A 19911-nucleotide genomic window follows, 5' to 3' on the forward strand; every position below is an offset into this window, starting at 1 on the left:
GTCTTCCGGCCTTACAGCCCGGGACGACTTTGAAATCGGGTGATTTTCCCGAGTTCAAAGCGAGGTGAAAGACCGCTTCTCCGGCTTCCACCGGTCCCCATAGAAACGGAGAGTCTCCCCGCCGAAGCGGTCCAGTTTGCGAGTCCCAGCAAGGTATCTTAATAGGTAATTCTAGCCTAAATTTGGGCCCGTGGGAAGTGACTTCTCAGTCCGCCGCCGATTTAAATAATTGAAACAACTGACGCAACGTGTCGTGCTGGGGATTATCCGCGCGGTACATGGCGTAGATCACCCGTAAGTCCTCGGGCACGTTGACGGGAATTTTTACCAAGTTAAAGGCCTCTAAGTACAGCGTATCCGCCACCAGGCCGACCGCTAGCGATGATTGAACCATCCCCGCAATGGAAATTTCATCGGGGTAATCCGCCTTAACCGTGAGCTGATCGATGACCCCCTGCCGCTTGAGCGTTCGCTGAACCTTTTGCCCAATCAATAGCTCTGGTGTATAGGTCAACACGTCGTAGCCAGCAAGGTCGCTCAGTTCCAACTGCTCGCGCCCGGCCAGCGGATGGTCTGGGCTCACCACAACAATGAACGCCTGCTTCAGTAGTGGCTGGTACAGGACCCCTGCCTCGCGACTGTCCGTGGCGGCAATGCCCAGATCATATTGTTTCACTGCCAACCCCGTCTGAATTTTCTCGGTGGGCACGCTGTGGAGTTCAAAGCTGATTTGCTTGGTGTGCGCCTGTTCAAACTGATGCAAGACCTTCGGCAAATAGGTACCAATCACCGTGGGAATGCAGCCGACCCGAATCGTGACGGGCCGCGTGGCGGTAGCTGCCTGGATAGTCGCCACCCCATCGTCCAAAGTTTGCAGGCTCTTTTGAACCACCTGTAGGAGCTGGCTGCCTGTGCGGGTCAACACAATGTGACGTCCCTGCTTCGCAAAGAGCGTCAGGTCCAATTCACCTTCCAGCTTGTGAATGGCATTTGTCAAGCTCGGCTGACTAACGTGCAACTCCCGGGCAGCCTGCGTATAGTTCTCCAACCGGCCAACGCATTCGAAGTAACGTAACTGATTTAAATTCATAGGCGCCTCCTGTTCTATGATTCACAATCTATAGTCGCTGACTATCAATCCCCGACCAATCGGTATTGGTATTTTCTCCCCTTCAACCTTAACATAAAGGGCGTAGAAAACGTTTTCTAATTCGAACTTATTCCCATTCATCCCCACATTTACAATCCCGTCAGGCTCACGCAGTTTTTAAAATCAAAGACACCCCCAACTCATAATAAAACGCCACCTTAAACGGGCGACCACAATTATGGCTTGCGACAGTGTCAGCCGCAGGGCTGGTGAAAATGGACTCAGCCGTGGGATGACCTGAGGGCTCCCCCTCAGGTCATGGTGACTTTGAGACGCGCTCTTGGCGGCTCAAAGCAAGTCCCGAGACCGCTTCTCAGGCTCGGGGCGTCCTCCCCACAGCGTTCCGGTCCATTTTCACCAGTCCGGAGGCACTGACAAAGACAACTAAATGTGGCGACATTCTATTTAAGGCGGTGTTTTTATGGAAGCAACACACACGACGCAAGTATCCGGCCACCGGCGGCTCATCTTCACCGCGGCCTTCATTATCATCTTCTGCTGTTCCGCATCCGCAGCGTTTTCCGTTTTCGCCGACACACTGGTTAAAGCAACCAGCGCCACGGCCTCTCAGGTTGCCCTGACGCTGACCATCTATCAATTTTTCATGGCAGCCTTTGGGATTCTCTCCGGTCGGATTATCGACCACTCCTCACCGAAAAAACTCATGTACGTGGGTGGCTTCATCTTCGGCCTCGGCTGGTTCTTAGGGGCCTTCGCCCACAACATCTGGTTCCTGTACTTCTCCATTGGGATTCTCGCCGGTAGTGGGAACGGGTTGCTCTACAACCCTTCCCTGCTGACCACGCTGAAATGGTTCCCCGAAAAGCGTGGGACCATCTCGGGCTTGCTGCTGGGGGCTGCTTCTCTCGGGCCGCTGGTCTTAGCGAAGGTCGGGGCTTGGCTCTGTGACACCATGGGCGCCAACGGCTTGATGCCGATTGGGATTGCCTACTTAGCCCTGATCTGGTTAGTCGGTTGGTTAATGGCGTCACCCGAAACGCCGAAGTCCGATGACAACCAACCCGCTCCCGCAACCACTGGGAAGTCGCCTAAAGAAATGATGGGTTCCTTAAACTTCTGGCTGTTACTCTTACTCTTTGCGATTGCTTGTACGGCCGGCATCATGTTGATTGGGTCCCTGTCCTCTATCGCTCAGATTCAATTACAACTGACACCAATCGTTGCCGCTAACTTCGTCGTGGTCAACACCTTAGCCAACTTCTTTGGTCGGATGATCACGGGTCGGGCGGTTGATAAATTAGGGGAAACCCAGACGTTACTGATTATCCTGTGTCTCACCATTATTGGTTTGGCAGGCTTACGCTACGCCGAAAACATTGCCGTCTTTACCCTGTTCTTAATCATCCTCGGCGCCTCATTTGGCGGTGTGCTGGTCGTCTTCCCAACCTTAACGGGTAAGACGTTCGGCCAAAAGTTCTCCGGCACAAACTACGGCATCATGTTCTTCGGTTACGCCATTGGCGCGCTGATTGGCCCACAAATTGCGACGCTGTCCATGAACGCTTCCGCCGGCACCAAGGCCTACTATGGTTCTTACCTGGTTGCCATTGGCGTGGCTGTCGTGGGGATTCTGATTGACCTGTACCTGATCCACCGCGGCATCGGCAAACACGTCAACGCCGAAACGACCTAACTGCTGGTCATTGGCTGTCACCTGGCCGCCAACTCCGGGCAGGTGTTCCCACCCTCTGAGGCACGTCCGAAGCCTGTGAAACGGTCTTCGAACTTAGGTTTAAGCCTCACAAGAACCGTGAGTCTTAAACCTATCCCCTGCTGTAAGGCCGGAAAAATCACCGGTCTAACACCAGCGACACAGGGTTCCGCACCTGCCCGGAGTTGGCTTAGACTAGGCGATACCAACGACAAAGATTAATCGTTTCACATTAACAATCAACCAGATAGTACAGATTGACAACTAGACTTAATTTACGATTCATCTATTCAGTGTGAAATTGACTTAACGATTACCACAATAATTGTAATAAATTGATGCGCTTAAACTCATGTAAGCCGTTTAGACTGTGTAAATTGTGTGTACACGGAACCAATCGCATAAACACTATCCAGCATTGATTGAAATTGACTTGTTCCAGTCAAAACAAGGTTAGCCGCAGGGATGGTGAAAATGAGCTCAGCCGTGGGAGTTGTCTTAGCGGTTTACCGCTTAGACAACTGATATCTTTGAAACGTGCTCCTCAGCGGTTCAAAGTAAGCTCGGAGACCGCTCTTTGGCTCCGGGCGTTCGCCCACAGCGTCACGGCTCAGTTTTCACCATCCCGGAGGCGCTGATAAAAACCGTTTAACCCGCTCAAAATCATTTGGAGGTCTCATTTATGGAAATTGATGGACATACAAAATTAGTTGGCTTGATCGCGCATCCCGCTGGACACTCCAAGTCCCCCGCCATGCACAACGCAGCCTTTGACCAAGATGAAATTAACGCGCGCTTCCTCGCCTTTGACGTTGAACCCGACCAGCTCCCCGCTGCGGTCAACGCGTTACGTGCCTTTAAAATGCTGGGGGCCAGCGTCTCCATGCCGTTCAAGCAGGCCGTGATTCCCCTGTTGGACCACCTCGACAAGACGGCCGAACTGGTCGGCGCCGTGAACACCGTCGTCAACCATGATGGCGAGCTGACCGGTTACACGACCGATGGCATTGGCTTTGTGGAGGCCTTAAAGGACAACGGGGTCAGCCTTTCCGGACAAACCATGACGCTGGCGGGCGTCGGTGGTGCCGGGACACCCATCGCGATTCAGGCCGCACTTTCTGGGCTGAAAACGTTGAACGTCTTTAACGTCAACGAACAGACCGACTGCCACGCCACCTTCTATCCCCTAGAGGACCGCGACCAGTTTAAGCAAAGCATCAGTGAGAGCGACGTTTACACCGATGCCACTGGCTTGGGGATGGGCAAGCTCATCGACAAAACGTTGGTAGACGACCCAGGTTGGTTCCATCAAGACATGACGGTCTTTGATACCGTCTACGCCCCCAGCGTGACGAAACTCATGGGCGTGGCTAACCAGGCCCACGTGGCGCACGTCATCAATGGTCAGGGCATGCTGCTCAATCAGGGGGCCGCAGCCTTTAAACTGTGGACCGGGCAAGAGATGCCGCTGAAAGACCTGTCACTTTAGAGGAGGAAATTCACATGACAGAATGGTTAGACTTAGAAGAGAAAGTTTGCGTCGTCACCGGTGCCGTCGGTGGCATGGGCGCTAAAATCTGTGAGGCGTTGGCCGGGCAACACGCCACGGTGGTCGCCCTGGATATGGATCAAGATAAAACGGCTGACCTGATCACCAATCTGATCAACACGTACCACATCGCTGGACTGGCGGTCACCTGTGACGTCACCAAGGAAGCTAGCGTCCAGCGCGCCGTTGACCAAGTCAAGGACACCTTTGGCCACGTTGACGTCGTCATCAATACCGCGGGAATTTTAAAGTTCGACCCGCTGGAAGACCTGGACTACGCCACCTGGAAACAAGTGTTGGACGTTAACCTCAATGGCTACTACTTAGTCACCCACGAATTTGGTAAATTAATGATTGAACAGAAACATGGGACCTTCGTCCACATTTCCACGGTTGCCAGCGACATCCCCGAAACTTATAGTGGCGCTTACAGTACCAGTAAGGCCGGCGTCAACATGCTGTCGAAGCAGGTCGCCGCTGAATGGGGGATGTTCGGTATCCGCAGTAACGTCCTCGAACCCTGCCTGGTCAAAACGCCAATGTCGGCGGCCTTCTATGCAGACCCCGAAGTCGAAAAGGGCCGGAAGACGTTGACCGCTAGCAAACGCATCGGGACGACCGACGACATCGCTAACGCCATCCTCTTCCTGGCTAGCGACCGTTCCAGTTACATCAACGCAGCCGGCCTCGCCATCGATGGCGGCTTCAGCGTCATGATGCAGAATCAGATTCCCAAGCCCGGCGGCCGCCGCGGCTTTGCAGAGACTCACTAATATTTAACTAGACTAAAAGCACCGTTTCATTTCCCACTACCGGGAGACGAAACGGTGCTTTCTCTGTTTTAATTTAATTAATGACTCGAGGTCCGTGAACGTAAGCGTTGGACCCACGGATTAACTGGCCGCGGACTGCTCGCCTTGACGGGTTGATTTAACAAAACCACGCCAATAATAATGGCAATAAAACCCACAACTTTAAATCCGGTCAAGACTTCACCAAACGCCCAGACGCCAATCAGGCCAGTAATGGCCGTACCGACGCCGGCCCAGACCGCATAGCCCACACTGAGGGGGAGCTGCCGTAAGGCTAACGAGAAACTAAAGATTGCTAGTCCGTAGAGAAACATCCCCGCAATCCCAATCCACCGATGAGTGAACCCATCTGAGAATTTCAACAAGCTTGTTCCGACAATTTCGACACCGATTGCGAATACCAATTGTAACCATGCCCGCATCGTACAGACCCCCTTTTAACTATTTAATAGAATCACGCCAACAACAATGGCCAATAAGCCACTGATCCGGCTGAGACTGAGCCGTTCCCGGTACACCACAACGGCCAAAATAACCGTCGCCACTGTGCCGAGACCTGCCCACATGGCATACGTCACCCCTAATGGAAGCTTTTGCATGGCGAGTGTCACCAAAATCAAGGAACTAAAGTACCCCACCAACACCATGATCGAGGGGATTAAATTCCGAAACCCGTTTGCTTGCTTCAAGAAAAAGCTCCCAACAACTTCCATAAAAATACCACCGAACAATAATACGTATGCCATATCTATCACCTCGCTAAAATTTTCGCTGTGGTCCCATTCTAAAGAAACTTTAAGCAAAAGGCAATGAAAAGATACGCCTGGCTGATTACAGTTTTGTGACAAACAGATAGCGATCTTTAGCCATTTAGCGAAGTACCGCGCCAGCTTAAATTTGAAAACAGCCACCCTAAGATTGGCCTAGGCCATCCACCACTTTGCCGTCATCGCTAACCAAAGTCTCCTAGACTAACCTCCTCAGATGGCGTACAGTAATCCCAATACCAATTTAGGAGGTCTATCCCATGGACGTTGAAACTTTTTGGCAACACTTCAAAGCTGCCCACCCCGAAATTACCACGACTCACCACGATACCTATGCCTTTGGCGCAACCGACGAATCCGCCGACCTGCTGGCGCACCTGGTCAAAATTGGCCAGAAGACCGCTACGACCTCGGCGCTCGACCTCTACGAAGCCGACGAGCCGCTTCCCTTTGTGGGCGAATACAACATCATCTTAGACGCCCACGACCAGCCCGTTTGCATCACGCAGACCAAGGTCACCGAGGTCGTGCCCTTTGACCAAGTCACCCAAGAGCACGCCTATCACGAAGGCGAGGACGACCGGACGCTGACCACCTGGCGGCGAGAACACCGCGCCTTCTTCACCGCTGCCTACCACGAGATGGGTCGCACCTTTAATGAGCAGATTCCTTGCTTCTGCGAAGTCTTTGAACGCGTGGATTAAGCCACGAAAAATGGAGCCGCCTCACACGAAAATGTGTGGGACGACTCCTCTTTTATTTCAAAAATTAAGCAGCGGCCTTAGTCTTACGACCGTCACGCAACATAGCTGCGAAGATCCAACCGACCACGGCGACCGCCAGGAAGGTGACGAAGACCGCGTGATAGCCGGCAAGGTTCGCCGCCACGTGACCCGCCGTCTTCAAATGCGTGGCCGTAACGGTGGCGAGAATCAAGGTAGCCACGGCAACCCCGGTCGACCCCAGAATCTGCCGCACGGTGGTAATGACCGCCGTCCCGTGCGAGATCAACTGGTCAGGCAAGGAGTTGGCTCCCAAGGTGACCGCGGGCATCATGACGAAGGCGTTGCCCCCTTCAATCAGGGTGGCCGTTAAGATCATCGCCAGCAGCGACTGTTGACCACCGACCAGCGTCAACCACAGCCAGCCCAGCACGATCATGCTCATCCCGGTCAGCATCGTGGCCTTAAAGCCAATTTTATCCGCCAATTTCCCGGTAACGGGGTTTAACAGGCTCAGCACCACGGCCCCAGGGACCAGCGCCATCCCCGAAGCAAATGGCGAGATGCCCAGCACTTCTTGGTAGTACAGCGGAAAGACAATCGTGACCACAATCAAGGCGATGTAAGACGCCCCGGTCAAGAGCACGGCCAGGTCAAAATTAAACGTCTTCAGCACGCGTAAATCCAGGAGCGGTGCGTCGACGTGAAATTGCCGGTAAACGAAGTAGGCCACCGCCAGTAAGCTGATGACCAACAGTGCGCCCATGGCCGTCCAGTTGACCGCCGTCTTCCCAATTTGGTTAACGACGTATAGGATGCCAATGAAGCCGACACTGCTCAGCACGGACCAGTAATCCAGCTTGGCTTTGTGTTGCGGCATGACGTCCTTGATAGTCTTCAACGCGACCAGGAACACAATCGTGATGATGACCATGAAGACGACGAACAGCCCCTGCCAGGTGGTGTAACGCAACACGATTCCGGAGATGATTGGGCCGACCGCTAACGCTGACCCCATGACCAACCCGGCGAAGCCCATGACACCGCCCCGCTGGGCTTCCGGCGTGATCCGCAACATGACCGTCTGGTAGGACGGGAACATGATGCCGACCGCCATGGCCTCCATCACCCGGCCCAGCATCATCAATGGAAAGCTGGTCGCCAAATAAATGATGAACGTCCCGACGTCAAATAGTGCCAGCACGCTGACAAATAAGACCGGAAAGCGGATGTTATTTAACAGCCACGGACTGACGGGCATCATGACCACCATCACCAGCATGAATCCGGTCGTGAGCCATTGGACCGTTGACGCCGGCACGTTGAAATATTTCATCAGCGTGGGGTACGCCGTGGATAGCGACGACTGACTGATGGACATGGTGAAGGTTCCCGCCAACAGCGTCCAGATAAATGCTAAATGGCTGTACGCTCTTCCCTGTAAATCGATTGCCTTTTCCTGCACTTCTCTCACTCCTCTTGCTACTTTAGAAACATTATTAACTGACTTCTATCCTAGTCCTTTTCCCGCGCGCTGTAAACCAAACCCGCGACCCTTGTTGAACGAAGTTACTTATTGGGTAATTTTTGGTACAATGGGACTATTGAACGGGATGACCCGTTGCGGACTACGCAAAGAATTGAGGGCAAATAATGGACTTAGTAGCATATTTAACCGATGAAATTGATTTTCTAACGGAACAAATGAACCGGGCTAAGGATGAAAAGGACAACGCCATGAACTTCTTGTGCGATGCCCGAATCACCGAAGCCAAACGCATCTTGGAACAGGTCAACACTGGTAAGATTACCAGCTTGAAGGCCTAGTTGCTGTAACCGGACACGCCCAGCGTCCGGTTTTTCTTTTGGTTTTGAAAACGGGTTCACATATGCCCGTTCCCGGCGGCGGGCTCAAACTGCCCTGCTATGGGGCCGGTTCCAGCCAAAGTTCTGGCTTCCACCTCAACTTTGAGCCTGAGAAGCGGTCTCAAAGGTTGTCCCGTGGGCTAGGCTGGAAAAGAACTCCAGCCAAGACCACCGACACAGCTGGTCAGTTTGGCCCGCCTCTGGTCACTCACGATTGCGAACCCATTTTCAACCGCGCTTACCACCTCATCCCCCTCACATAAGTCCATCACGATAAATGACTTATTGTCGACACCTTATTGCGGATCAATAATTAAACAACTGATACCTTTGGACTGTAAATTCCGAGTCACCGGGACTGCCCGCCTCCGGTTCCAACAGATTGTCCGCTGACCTAGCATGCGCTAAAAGATTTGGTCGTTGACAGTTTGATTGGCGGTAAGGCAACACTGGCAACTCAAAGCTCCCGGCCTCAACTTATGGTCATTACACAGCTATCGCATTGGAACCATCACCGACCGCGGTAAAAATCTTATTGCCAACACATGGTTGCGGATTAACTGCAAAATTAGTCGGAGGGCTGGGAAAACTGGGCCGGTTGTGGGAGTGACCAGAGGCGGCCAAGGTGCCCGGCTGTGTCGATGGACTTGGCGCTCATGAGATAACCCTTCACACCAGCTCATCACATTGACAACCCCACCGACAGCAATAAAAATCTGATTGCCACCTCATTGATTAACTGCCACGTTAGCCGCAGGGCTGGTGAAAATGGGCTCAGCCGTGGGAGTTGCCTTAGCGGGTTCCCCGCTTAGGCAACTGCTATCTTTGAGACGTGACCTTCGGCTCAAAGTAAGTCCGAAGACCGCTCCCCAGGCTTCGGACGTGCGCCCACAGCGCCACGGCCCATTTTCACCAGCCCGGAGGCGATGACAAAGACAAGTTCTAAGAACCAAACCAATTCCAAAAAGATTTTAACCGCATAATTCGCTGAAAAGGTGAAATTGGTGTACATTAGAAGTAGATACAAATTTTAGGAGGTAACACGTTGATAACCATTAAATCAGACCGTGAAATTGAGAAAATGGCCGAATCCGGTGCCGTTTTAGCTGGTGTCCACAAGGGCTTACGGGACATCATCAAGCCAGGTATTTCTAGCTGGGAAATTGAACGTTTTGCCAACAAGTACATTGAAGAACATGGGGCCAAGCCTTCCGAAAAGGGTTTTGAAGGCTACAAGTACGCCACCTGTGTCAGTGTGAACGATGAAGTCGCCCACGCCATCCCCCGCAAGGAATTGTTGCTTAAGGAAGGCGACATTGTGGCCGTGGACATGACCGTCAACCTGGACGGCTTTGAAAGTGACTCTTGCTGGACTTACGCTGTCGGCAAGATCAGTCCTGAAGCCCAACACCTAATGGACGTCACCAAGAAGTCCCTCTACTTGGGTATCGACCAAGCCGTCGTCGGCAACCGGATCGGTGACATTGGTCACGCCATCCAAGCCTACACGGAAGGTCAAGAACACATGGGTGACGTCCGTGAGTTGATTGGCCACGGGATTCAACCAACCATGCACGAACAACCAAACGTCCCTAACTACGGGGAAGCTGGCAAGGGCCTGCGGTTACGTGCCGGCATGACCATCACCATCGAACCCATGATCAACTTGGGCACCTGGGAAATCGCCACGCGCCAAACGGCTGACAAGTCATGGGACTACTACGTCACGGCTGACGGCTCCCTGTCCGCGCAATACGAACACACCCTGGTCATCACTGACGATGGTCCTAAGATCTTAACGTCACAAGACGACGCCATCGACGAAAAATACCGGCTCTAATCAGCTAGGTTTGACCGATTAAGCTAAAAAGCGAGAGTGAGGATTGGTTTCCTCACTCTTTTGTTTTACACTAAGGTCATTGGTAATGTGTATAACAAGAATAAAATTATTAAGAACTCAATTGCATGATGGATGTTATGGAGACGCTTGACCCACTTGCTTAGATAACGTGATCAAGTAAGCCACTACAAGCCAAGGCAACCAATCGGATAATAATCGGGCTAAACCAGTGTCAGCCGCAGGGCTGGGAAAACTGGGTCGGTCGTGGAAGTGACCAGAGGCGAGCCAAGGTGACTGGCTGTGTCGATGGCCTTGCATGTTTACTTAGCTTACGTAGCCGGATAAACTACCACAAGCCAAGCGGAAATCAAGACCAATTAGATAAATAATCATCTATGTCACGGGTTAAACTAGTGTCAGCCGCAGGGCTGGGAAAACTGGACCGGTCGTGGGAGTGACCAGAGGGGCGCCAAGGTGCCCGGCTGTGTCGATGGCCTTGGCTGGGGTATTTTCCCAGCCTAGCCCATGGGGCAACCTTTGAGACCGTACCTCAGGCTCAAAGTTGAGGTGGAAGCCCGCTTCTCAGGCTGGAACCGACCCCACAGCAGGGCACCTTGAGCGCACCGCCGGGAACGGACGCGACCAGGCCCAGTTTTCACCAGCCCGGAGGCGCTGCCAAAAACACTCATTTAACCCAAATATTAATTAGGAGGTTGGCTTGTATGGCTTTAACCAATCAGACACCCGAAGACCAGGTGCAAGACATCTTCAACCGCATCGCCCCACAGTACGACCAAATGAACAGTGTGATCAGTCTGGGAACCCACCGCATCTGGCGGCAACAGGTGATGAACGCCATGACGCTGCGGCCCGGCGACTTTGCGCTCGACCTCTGTTGCGGCACGGGCGACTGGACCCTCTCCTTGGCACAAGCCGTGGGTCCGGCCGGCCAGGTCGTGGGCTTAGACTTTAGCGACGTCATGCTGCAAGAGGCCAGCCGCAAGGTTCGTGCGGCCCACTTGAGCGACCGCATCACGCTGCGTCAGGGTGATGCCATGCACCTGCCCTACCCGGACAACAGCTTCAACGTGGTCACGATTGGCTTTGGCCTGCGCAACGTGCCGGATGCCAACCAGGTCCTCCGGGAAATGGCGCGCGTCGTCAAGCCCGGCGGCCAGGTCGTTTGCCTGGAAACGTCGCAACCCACCAATCCCGTGATTCACGCGGGGTGGCAACTGTACTTTGGCCACGTGGTCCCGTTGATGGGCCGCTTTGCCCATCACTATCAGGCCTACAACTACCTGCAACGCTCGACACACAAATTCGTCACGGTGACGGAATTGGCCACCATGTTCCGCACGGCTGGCCTCCAACAGGTCCACTACCGCCAGTTCAATCTAGGCGCGGCGGCGGTCCATTTAGGGACGAAGCCCTACCTTATTTGTTTTACTGCCTAAGCGTTCACGGTAAAAATAACTTAGATATCAAACTTCGCAATCAGCTTCAAGAGTTTCTCGTTGCTGTTCAACCGGGCAAAGGCCGCGGCATCCTGCAAGTCTTGCTTGATGGCCGCCACATCCCCGTTTTGGGCCCGTACATTGACGGCGCGTTGGTACAGGATGCGGGCCAGGTAATAGGTCACGTGGTACCGGGCGCAGACCTGAACGCCGTAATTTAACAGCTCATCGCTGGCCTTGAGGTCCCCCGTTTGGCCGTAGAACTGGCCCGTGTAGTAGATGATATTCAGGGAACGCCAAATACTGTGGTTGTTTTTAAAGGTTAGATTGTGAATCTCGCTGGCGACCTTGTTGAAGTAGAATTCGGCGCGGGTCGTGTCGCCATCCCGATCGTAGGCCACCCCCATCCCGGTATACGCCAACAGCGAGTACATCGAGTGGTGGCCTTCGTCAAAGCGGTTTAAAATTTGTGAGAAATCGTACAGGGCGTCCGCGATACTCCCGCCGTTGAGGGCCGTCACGTAGCCGCGGATAAAGTAAAAGCGCATTTGAAAGTTCAGGGTGCCGCTGGCCGGATCGCCCAACTTGGCCAGGCTCTCCTGGGCAGCATCGTATTCCCCGACCAACAACTGGAATTCTGCCTGTTCCAACGCTTGGGAACGGACAGAGTCCTCATCGTGGTTGAGCGGGAAGAGGTCATTTAACGTCAGCTCGAGCCGGTCACAGAGTTGAAGCAAAATCTTGAGTGACGGCACCTTGCCGTTGCGTTCGAACTTACTGAGCGTGGCTTGGGTACAGATGCCCTGCGCCAGTTGGTCCTGGGAAAGGTGGAGCCGTTTACGCGTTTCGATAAATATATCAATATTCATTACTTGTGCCATCCCTTAAAACGTTATGGACCTATTATAACAACAAATGGCCCTAACGCCTAGCTCTGCCAGCCATGATTTTCGCGATCCCAATCCCGTTTACGACTGCCGGAAACAAAGGGATTGCCCGCCACGATGTAGCGCAGAGGCCGGTCGTGCCAGCTCCCATCGCTGACGCCGACCCGCGACGTGGCGGTCACGTTGCGCGGCTGGCGGGTAATTGTCGGGGTAATCGTTAAATTGTTGGCGCCCAACATCGTGCGATTCAGGTCCTTGGATTGCAGGCCCAGCGCCGCCGTCAGCTTGCCCGGACCATTGGTCACATCCGGAATCGGCTTATCACGGTGTTGTTGCATCAGGTCCAGGCCCTGGTGGGGTTCGATGCCCCGAATCAGGATTCCTTGGGGCGTGCCGGCCGCTTGAGTCGCCACGTCCAGCATGTAGTAGCCCCGCAGAATGTAAATGTAAATAGTTCCCGGCGCATCATACAACGCTGCGTTAGCCGCCGTGTAGCGGCCATTAAACGCATGTGCGGCCGTATCCTGTTCTCCGAGATAGGCCTCGGCTTCAACGATCCAGCCGCTCATGGTGCCCGCCGGCGTTTGATAAATTAATTCATGGCCCAGTAACTCTTGGGCAATCTGGGCCGTGGACCGCCCCGTATAGAAGTCGCCTAACGAATCTGTCATGTTTTATCTCGCTTCTCTTCACTATGGTAGAATTGACCCATGGAGATGGTCAAATATGGCAATTAAATTGGAACGAATTTACACCAAGCCCGCTGACTTAGCCGGCTACCGGATGCTGGTCGATCGACTCTGGCCCCGCGGCATTTCAAAGGTCAACGCCCAACTCGCGTCCTGGGAAAAGGAAATGGGCCCATCGACCGAGCTGCGCAAATGGTTCAACCATGAACCGGAAAAATTTCCGGCCTTTCAGGAAAAATACCTCGCGGAACTCGAAGCCAACGCTGCGTTGCCCGACTTCTTAGACCTCGTTGCCAGCCAACTGGCCACGCAGGACGTGATTTTTCTGTACGGCGCCAAGGACGAAACGCACAACCAGGCCGTCATTCTCAAGGCCTTCGTGCTTAAGCGTCTGGCTGACCGAGTGCCTGCAGCACGGCTGGCAGACTAAGCGCCGCCGTACTGGGAAGCTGGGCATCGGCGCCGGGCAACGGATCGGCGTTGATTGCCACCGTTAAGCACCCCGCCCGCTTGGCCGACTGCACCCCGGTCACGGTGTCTTCAAACGCGACACAGGCTGTGGCCGGTAAATCTAGCAACCGGGCCGCTGCCAAATACACGTCGGGGGCCGGTTTGCTGGCCTTGAGGCTACCTGCCGGAACGATGTGCTGAAAGATGTGCGTCAACTGGAGCCGTTCGATTTCGGCTGGCGCGTTGGTCGAGGCTGAGGCTAAGGCCAGCGGATACCCGGCCGCGACGAGTTCGTTGAGAAACGCCGTGACCCCGGGTAGCCGATTGGCTGGTGTCATGGCCGCCACGTACTGCCGGTATAGGTCGTTTTCGTGATCCGTAATCGTCTGCATTTCCGCCGGCGTGAACGCGCCTTGCCGGTTGGCCGAGGCCAGAATCGTTTGCAGGGAACCCAGGCGACTCATGCCGGGCAACACCTCGGCCAAGTTGGTCGTCCACGGAATGTCCAGTTCACCCGCAATAGCCTGCCAGGACGCCAAATGATACTGCCAAGAATCGGCAATCACGCCGTGGAGGTCGAAAAGAAATCCTTGAATTTTCGCCATGCTCGTTCCCCCTATTTAGCCAAGTGGTTGGACGTTCCTGGCGCCTTACCGGGCGGCTCTGATACGCTCAACCACACTTTTGGTCTTTGATTTAACCTTTAAGATATTTCAATTATACACCATCACTTCACTCTTATTCCTTGGCAATTGCCGTGACAGTGACATGATTTAACTGTCCATTTAGACAGCCATAAAATCAATAGAGACGTAGACCTATCATTCACGATAGTCATCTACGTCTCTATTTAATTGCCAAACCAAAAGAAGGTCAGCCACCAAATAGCAGCCAACCTTCATCGATTTGTTTAAACTAACGAATGACAATCACCGACACATCGGCCTTCTTCGTCAACCGTAGCCCAATGGCACCGGGCTTGCCGTGACTAGCAAAGTCCACGTCGGCACCGGAGACAATCAGGTCTGGCTGGAAGTCCGGCACGATCTTTTGCAAGATCACATCGTCCACGTCGCCACCTTCAGCGATGATGGCCCGGACTTCTTCGACACCAAAGGCCGTGGCCTTCTTGGCGTACTCCTGAACAACGCGGCGCAAGTGTTCACGCTTTTCGTTCAGCTTATCCGGCATCAAAGATTCATAAATACTAATGTCATTACTTTCCAGAACGGAAGCAATTCCCAGGTGAGCACCGTAGTCCTTCGCCATGGTCATCGCAAACCGAAACGCCCGACTAGTCGATGGACGATCATCCTCATCGATTGTAATCAAAATGCGTCGGAAAAACAGCGGATCATTACTTTCATCTGCCATAATCAGTTAATTCCCTCCAAATGAATGATTCGGCCCCCATTGTATCATATCTGGCAATGAAACTGGGACTTAATCTTTTCATTTCATATCATATTCGTGTAGTCGTGTTACTGAAACTGGTCCTCATGGGTTCTATCGGTGAGCCGTCTAGAGACGATAAAAGGCCAGGACACTAGGTCCCAGCCTCATGAAACAAATTCAATTAAATTTACGTCGACTCAAACCGACCAATGATAACTACTCACCGACCAGCGACCCAAACTAGTGTCAGCCGCAGGGCTGGGAAAACTGGGCCGGTCGTGGGAGTGACCAGAGGCGCGCCAAGGTGCCCGGCTGTGTCGATGTTCTTAGCTGAGCATTTTTCTCAGCTTAGAACATGGGACACCTTTGAGACCGCACTTCGGCTCAAAGTTGAGGTGGAAGCCCGCCCTTTGGCTGGAACCGGCCCCACAGCAGGGCGCCTTGAGCGCGCCGCCGGGAACGGACACGACCAGGCCCAGTTTTCACCAGCCCGGAGGCAATCAAAAAACTAGTTAGCGTGGTCTGGTGATAAGATCATTGGGCCGCGGACGGCGCGTGGCAATTCAACCGTAATCCGCCGAACAACAACGGGTTGTGGCACCACCACAGGAGCGACCTTAGGCTTAGCTGCCAGCATATGCCAAATGGAATGCAACAACAGGATGCAGACGAACATCAGTGGGAAACCGGCAATCGTTGACACGGTTTGCACGGTCTTGAAGCCCCCGACCATCACAATCCCGAAGGAGAAGATGATGAAGACGATTACCCAGATCATCCGGTTCCAGCGACTAGGTTCCTGGCCGTCATCCAAGTGTAAACTCGTGAAGGATGACACGATGAACGCGGACGATGAAATCGTCGTGGCCAAGAAGATAAAGCAGGAAATACAGTACAATGCCAGAATGATCATCTTAAATGGCAACGTCGCAATCACCGTGGCAACCACGGCGGCTTGACCCTGCGTGTTTAAAATGTGGACCAAGTTAACAGCCCCGGTCCGTTGAAGCCACAAGGAGTACCCACCAAAGATGGCGTAGAAACTCATGCACCCTAAGGCCCCGTAGGTTAACATGCCGACTAAGACCTGACGAATCGTCCGGCCCTTAGAGATCCGGGCAATGAACAGCCCCATAACGGGCATGTAAGACAACCACCAGCCCCAGTAGAAAATAGTTTCCTGCTGCGCAGTGGCGTCCCCACCGTTAGGTAACGTGTTGGTCGACATCGCCACAAACTTTTGCGCCATCAACCCAATACTGTTGGTTTCAGAATTTAAAATGTAAACCGTTGGTCCGATAATTAAAATAATGGCTAAGAGGCCCAGCGCCGTCCAGATGTGGGCGGAACTTAACCGGTTGATCCCACCGTTTAACCCGTGGAATACCGTCACGGCAAATAAAATAAACAGGATAATGAAGAGCTCAATTTTTAGCATCAAGTTGTCTTGAACACCTGTAAGCCGGCTCAGAACTTTGGAAATAATCGGAATTTCCATCCCGACGGACGAGCCGATCCCGCCCATGATTCCAAAGACGACCAGGAAGTCAACGACGTGGCGAGCCACGACCTTGCCCTTACTGTCCCCTTGCAAACTGGTGATAGCGGCACTGACCCGTTGGACCTTACCGTGCTTCACGTACAGCACGTAAGCAATCGCAATCGTGGCCGGCGCGAACATCATCCACGCCATGGGCCCCCAGTTGAATTGCCCCAACATGTGCGCTGCGCTGTAGGCGTTGCTTGAGAATGGCTTGAAGCCAAACGCCGGGTGCTGCAGGTAGCGCAGTGGATCAACGATGGACAGCATCAAGATACTGGCATCGATTGCCGTTGCGAAGACCATGCTCCCCCACTGGAAGTTGCTGTAGTGGGGCTTGTCCTCAGGGTCACCTAATTTTACCTTACCAAACTTACCAAATGCCAAATACATAAAAAATAAAAAGTTGACCACGTACACCATCATATAAGCCCATGACATGCGAGTATCAATCCAATTCAAGATTGAGCTAAGGGTAGCCTGTAACTGGCCGCCACCTAAAATAAATAGCAATGACGCGAGAATAAATAAAACGATGGTTGGTACGAATACTAACTTATCAATATTTTTACGCGCTAAAATAAATAATCCTCCTCATTTGTTTCCTGCGAGCCAAGCTCCCAGCGGATGGTGCCTCAATTAGATTGTACGAAAAAAGCGCGGTTCCAGGGTCGTTATCCGAGCTACCTGTACAGCGCGCTACCGTTGAATACAAATTGCTTTCGAAAATCTTCTTAAAGCGATATCCAAAGTCTATTATACGCGGTCGAATTAATTAGTAAAATCTTGCTGGACGATAAGTTTTTTCTGCGGCAAATAAACCGGTTACATGCCACGTCATGTTAGGAATCTAAGAATTTGATTAGAATTTCTAGATTTCTGAAAATGGCCCTACTTTTGCAACTTATCGGGCCATTCTTGCAAAGCCTTGGCATTACCAGTTTCACTGTTGTCAATTTCCTTGATGACGCGGGCAGGGTTGCCGGCAATCACCACGTTATCCCCGAAGGATTTGGTGACCACGGAACCGGCGCCAACGACCACGTTGTCCCCCAACGTCACGCCGGGCAGAATCGTGACCCGGCCACCGAGCCAGGCGTTATCGCCAATGGTAATCGGCGCACCCATTTCAACATCGTGGGTCCGCGCCATCGCGTTCAACGGGTGAACCGGCGTGTAGAGACCAATGTTGGGGCCGAAGTAACAGTTGCGGCCAATCGTGATTGGACAGGTGTCCAGGAAGGTCATGTCGTAGTTACCATAGAAGTGGTCGCCGATGTGAATGTTCCAGCCGTAGTCAAACGTAAAGCTGGCTTCGACAAAGAAATCATCCCCGGTATCGCTGATCAGTTGCTTGTAAGCAGCATTGCGTTGCTGATTGTCTGGTAATTGGTTCGCAGCCTGTAAGGTCTTGCGAGCCAGCACCCGCCGGTCGATCAGTTCCTTATCAAATTGGTCATAGGGTTGTCCCGCCGTCATTTTTTCGCGTTCAGTTGCCATAATTCAAATCACTCCTCTGTTTCCATGATAACACTCTGCTTCTTTTGGTGTTTGGGTTCGAGGCATAAGGGTCAAGGTCAAGAGCAGTGCAGAAGCGTTCCGCCTGCGGCTGGCAGGGACCGCACACCTCTGGGGCACGGGGCAAGCCAAAGCACGGTCTTGCCCCTCGCTGGGTGCCTCGTAACCCCCGAGTCACCCAGACGTCCCGTGCCCTAGGCTGAGAAAGAACCTCAGCCAATGCCACCGACACAGGCAGTGATTCCTGCCAGCCTCCGACTCCACAGGTTGTGCGCTGATGCTGACTTGGGATGAGCCCGTCGAAGCGGCGTGTGGTGGGTCCAACTATTATTGATGCGTCGAGTCTTGAGTGGTTACAAACCGTGATGTCAGTTTAATCATTGTCTCTGCATCTCTGCCAAATCCATTGTAAAAAATGTTGTAAACAAAAAGGTCGTCCACCAGCATAAACTGACAGACGACCAACAAAACATCTAAAAATTTCAATTAACGACTGCCGCACCCACGGCAACACCACACCCAGAAACTAACGCGTAACGGGCTAAACCAGTGTCAGCCGCAGGGCTGGGAAAACTGGGCCAGTCGTGGGAGTGACCAGAGGTGAGCCAAGGTGCCCGGCTGTGTCGATGGACTTGGCTGGGGTTCTTTCCCAGCCTAGTTCCATGGGACAACCTTTGAGACCGTTTCTCAGGCTCAAAGTTGAGGTGGAAGCCCGATTCACAAGCTGGAACCGGCCCCACTTGAGCTCACCACCGGGAACGGTAACAATCAGCTTTATATAAAAAGTCGTCCACCAGCGTAACCTGACAGACGACCAATAAAACATCAAAAATTTCAACCAACGACTGCCGCACCCAGGAACTAACGCGTAACGGGCTAAACCAGTATCAGCCGCAGGGCTGGTGAAAATGGACTCAGCCGTGGGAGTTACCTTAGCGGGTTTCCCGCTTAGGTAACTGCTATCTTTGAGACGCGTTCTTCGGCTCAAAGTAAGTCTGGAGACCGCCTTTCGGCTCCAGACGTGCGCCCACAGCGTCACGGCCCATTTTCACCAGCCCGGAGGCACTGACAACGACCCATTTAACCAGCCCCAAGCGTTATTCCGCAGTGCCGGTAGGCGTGGTGGCGACGGGCATGTCTTGTTCGCTGAGAATCCAAGTAATCCCGTAAGCATCCACAATCTGTCCCATCTTGCCACCCAACGATTGCTTGGCAAACGGACTGATGACCTTAACATCAGACTTCACCAATCGCTGGTACAGTGCATCCAACGCTTTCACACTGGCACTGTCGTCCTCGTTGACCGCTAACATCAGTGAAATCAATGTGGACGATGTTGGTTGCCCCATTAACGCATCGGCACATTGAATATCTAACCCCATGATTTGAAAGCCACCGCGCATCGTCATTTTTTCCAGGTCGACCGCTGGATCTAGGCCGAACCGTTCTGCTTCCGCCACCGTTGGACTGACCCGGTAGGCATTGGTTGCGCCGAATACACTCTGATAATACGCAATGGCGTCTTTGGCATTTTCAAACTCCAAGTATGGAATTAATTTTGCTTGCATCGTCGGTACCCCATTCAATACTAAATTTT

Annotated in this window: 19 protein-coding genes; 8 read left to right on the forward strand and 11 right to left on the reverse strand. The window is 53.0% G+C overall.

Annotation, left to right across the window (positions count from 1 at the left end; genetic code table 11):
* Positions 1–205 precede the first annotated feature (205 nt).
* Entirely contained in the window at positions 206–1090 is an 885-nt protein-coding gene (locus EKM84_RS02710; RefSeq protein WP_125763413.1) for a LysR family transcriptional regulator, read from the reverse strand.
* Positions 1091–1571: 481 nt separating this feature from the next.
* Here EKM84_RS02710 and EKM84_RS02715 point away from each other — a divergent pair, with 481 nt between their 5' ends.
* The 3 genes from EKM84_RS02715 (at position 1572) to EKM84_RS02725 (ending at position 5144) form a co-directional block, all read left to right on the forward strand.
* Positions 1572–2804, forward strand: a complete 1233-nt coding sequence (locus tag EKM84_RS02715) for an MFS transporter (RefSeq protein ID WP_125763415.1) — start codon at positions 1572–1574, stop codon at positions 2802–2804.
* Positions 2805–3504: 700 nt separating this feature from the next.
* The gene (locus EKM84_RS02720; RefSeq protein WP_125763417.1) at positions 3505–4311 is read left to right on the forward strand and encodes a quinate/shikimate dehydrogenase; all 807 of its coding nucleotides are present in this window, start codon (positions 3505–3507) and stop codon (positions 4309–4311) included.
* Between the two features lie 14 nt (positions 4312–4325).
* Entirely contained in the window at positions 4326–5144 is an 819-nt protein-coding gene (locus EKM84_RS02725; RefSeq protein WP_125763419.1) for an SDR family NAD(P)-dependent oxidoreductase, read from the forward strand.
* Positions 5145–5221: 77 nt separating this feature from the next.
* Here EKM84_RS02725 and EKM84_RS02730 read toward each other — a convergent pair whose 3' ends face one another.
* Both EKM84_RS02730 and EKM84_RS02735 read right to left on the reverse strand, forming a co-directional pair.
* A complete protein-coding gene (locus tag EKM84_RS02730) occupies positions 5222–5605 on the reverse strand; it encodes a DMT family transporter (RefSeq protein WP_125763421.1) in 384 nt (127 codons plus the stop codon).
* A gap of 15 nt (positions 5606–5620) precedes the next feature.
* Entirely contained in the window at positions 5621–5929 is a 309-nt protein-coding gene (locus EKM84_RS02735; protein WP_020089766.1) for a DMT family transporter, read from the reverse strand.
* Positions 5930–6210: 281 nt separating this feature from the next.
* On the opposite strand from EKM84_RS02735, the gene EKM84_RS02740 reads away from it, so the two are divergent.
* Positions 6211–6654, forward strand: a complete 444-nt coding sequence (locus tag EKM84_RS02740; RefSeq protein WP_125763423.1) for an ASCH domain-containing protein — start codon at positions 6211–6213, stop codon at positions 6652–6654.
* A gap of 64 nt (positions 6655–6718) precedes the next feature.
* On the opposite strand, the gene EKM84_RS02745 is transcribed toward EKM84_RS02740, so the two are convergent.
* Positions 6719–8137, reverse strand: coding sequence for an MFS transporter (locus tag EKM84_RS02745; RefSeq protein WP_125763425.1), 1419 nt, complete (start codon positions 8135–8137; stop codon positions 6719–6721).
* 188 nt (positions 8138–8325) lie between these two features.
* On the opposite strand from EKM84_RS02745, the gene EKM84_RS14115 reads away from it, so the two are divergent.
* The 3 genes from EKM84_RS14115 to EKM84_RS02755 all read left to right on the forward strand — a co-directional run bounded on the left by EKM84_RS14115 (position 8326) and on the right by EKM84_RS02755 (position 11835).
* Positions 8326–8499: a hypothetical protein gene (locus EKM84_RS14115; protein ID WP_164511281.1), complete on the forward strand. Its 174-nt coding sequence runs from the start codon at positions 8326–8328 to the stop codon at positions 8497–8499.
* Between the two features lie 1084 nt (positions 8500–9583).
* Entirely contained in the window at positions 9584–10378 is a 795-nt protein-coding gene (map, locus tag EKM84_RS02750) for a type I methionyl aminopeptidase (RefSeq protein WP_125763427.1), read from the forward strand.
* Positions 10379–11100: 722 nt separating this feature from the next.
* Entirely contained in the window at positions 11101–11835 is a 735-nt protein-coding gene (locus tag EKM84_RS02755; protein WP_125763429.1) for a demethylmenaquinone methyltransferase, read from the forward strand.
* A gap of 20 nt (positions 11836–11855) precedes the next feature.
* On the opposite strand, the gene EKM84_RS02760 is transcribed toward EKM84_RS02755, so the two are convergent.
* Positions 11856–12704: a helix-turn-helix domain-containing protein gene (locus tag EKM84_RS02760; protein WP_125763430.1), complete on the reverse strand. Its 849-nt coding sequence runs from the start codon at positions 12702–12704 to the stop codon at positions 11856–11858.
* A 59-nt stretch (positions 12705–12763) separates the two neighbouring features.
* Positions 12764–13393 (reverse strand): DNA-3-methyladenine glycosylase, encoded by a 630-nt coding sequence (locus EKM84_RS02765; protein ID WP_125763432.1) that lies wholly within the window; start codon positions 13391–13393, stop codon positions 12764–12766.
* Between the two features lie 55 nt (positions 13394–13448).
* Here EKM84_RS02765 and EKM84_RS02770 point away from each other — a divergent pair, with 55 nt between their 5' ends.
* Complete coding sequence (locus EKM84_RS02770; protein WP_125763434.1) at positions 13449–13841, forward strand: DUF488 domain-containing protein; 393 nt, start codon at positions 13449–13451, stop codon at positions 13839–13841.
* On the opposite strand, the gene EKM84_RS02775 is transcribed toward EKM84_RS02770, so the two are convergent.
* From EKM84_RS02775 to EKM84_RS02795, 5 genes are all read right to left on the reverse strand, one after another.
* Entirely contained in the window at positions 13795–14466 is a 672-nt protein-coding gene (locus tag EKM84_RS02775) for an HAD-IA family hydrolase (RefSeq protein ID WP_125763436.1), read from the reverse strand. The genes EKM84_RS02770 and EKM84_RS02775 overlap by 47 nt on opposite strands.
* Positions 14467–14776: 310 nt before the next feature.
* On the reverse strand, positions 14777–15235 hold the full coding sequence (locus EKM84_RS02780; RefSeq protein WP_125763438.1) for a universal stress protein: 459 nt from the start codon (positions 15233–15235) through the stop codon (positions 14777–14779).
* Between the two features lie 529 nt (positions 15236–15764).
* Complete coding sequence (locus tag EKM84_RS02785) at positions 15765–17378, reverse strand: BCCT family transporter (protein ID WP_404819528.1); 1614 nt, start codon at positions 17376–17378, stop codon at positions 15765–15767.
* 309 nt (positions 17379–17687) lie between these two features.
* Positions 17688–18296: a sugar O-acetyltransferase gene (locus tag EKM84_RS02790; RefSeq protein ID WP_125763442.1), complete on the reverse strand. Its 609-nt coding sequence runs from the start codon at positions 18294–18296 to the stop codon at positions 17688–17690.
* Positions 18297–19411: 1115 nt separating this feature from the next.
* On the reverse strand, positions 19412–19882 hold the full coding sequence (locus tag EKM84_RS02795) for a VOC family protein (protein WP_125763444.1): 471 nt from the start codon (positions 19880–19882) through the stop codon (positions 19412–19414).
* Between the last annotated feature and the right edge of the window lie 29 nt (positions 19883–19911).

This window comes from Levilactobacillus mulengensis (genome assembly GCF_003946045.1).
Taxonomy (GTDB): Bacteria; Bacillota; Bacilli; order Lactobacillales; family Lactobacillaceae; genus Levilactobacillus; species Levilactobacillus mulengensis.

Bases quoted from the DNA above. Each gene is read 5' to 3' on its own strand.
- EKM84_RS02740 (WP_125763423.1), top strand. From the start codon at position 6,211: ATGGACGTTGAAACTTTTTGGCAACACTTCAAAGCTGCCCACCCCGAA.
- EKM84_RS02725 (WP_125763419.1), top strand. From the start codon at position 4,326: ATGACAGAATGGTTAGACTTAGAAGAGAAAGTTTGCGTCGTCACCGGT.
- EKM84_RS02715 (WP_125763415.1), top strand. From the start codon at position 1,572: ATGGAAGCAACACACACGACGCAAGTATCCGGCCACCGGCGGCTCATC.
- EKM84_RS02720 (WP_125763417.1), top strand. From the start codon at position 3,505: ATGGAAATTGATGGACATACAAAATTAGTTGGCTTGATCGCGCATCCC.
- EKM84_RS02770 (WP_125763434.1), top strand. From the start codon at position 13,449: ATGGCAATTAAATTGGAACGAATTTACACCAAGCCCGCTGACTTAGCC.
- EKM84_RS14115 (WP_164511281.1), top strand. From the start codon at position 8,326: ATGGACTTAGTAGCATATTTAACCGATGAAATTGATTTTCTAACGGAA.
- EKM84_RS02795 (WP_125763444.1), bottom strand. From the start codon at position 19,882: ATGCAAGCAAAATTAATTCCATACTTGGAGTTTGAAAATGCCAAAGAC.
- EKM84_RS02735 (WP_020089766.1), bottom strand. From the start codon at position 5,929: ATGGCATACGTATTATTGTTCGGTGGTATTTTTATGGAAGTTGTTGGG.
- EKM84_RS02710 (WP_125763413.1), bottom strand. From the start codon at position 1,090: ATGAATTTAAATCAGTTACGTTACTTCGAATGCGTTGGCCGGTTGGAG.
- EKM84_RS02730 (WP_125763421.1), bottom strand. From the start codon at position 5,605: ATGCGGGCATGGTTACAATTGGTATTCGCAATCGGTGTCGAAATTGTC.
- EKM84_RS02765 (WP_125763432.1), bottom strand. From the start codon at position 13,393: ATGACAGATTCGTTAGGCGACTTCTATACGGGGCGGTCCACGGCCCAG.
- EKM84_RS02760 (WP_125763430.1), bottom strand. From the start codon at position 12,704: ATGAATATTGATATATTTATCGAAACGCGTAAACGGCTCCACCTTTCC.
- EKM84_RS02790 (WP_125763442.1), bottom strand. From the start codon at position 18,296: ATGGCAACTGAACGCGAAAAAATGACGGCGGGACAACCCTATGACCAA.
- EKM84_RS02755 (WP_125763429.1), top strand. From the start codon at position 11,101: ATGGCTTTAACCAATCAGACACCCGAAGACCAGGTGCAAGACATCTTC.
- EKM84_RS02780 (WP_125763438.1), bottom strand. From the start codon at position 15,235: ATGGCAGATGAAAGTAATGATCCGCTGTTTTTCCGACGCATTTTGATT.
- EKM84_RS02775 (WP_125763436.1), bottom strand. From the start codon at position 14,466: ATGGCGAAAATTCAAGGATTTCTTTTCGACCTCCACGGCGTGATTGCC.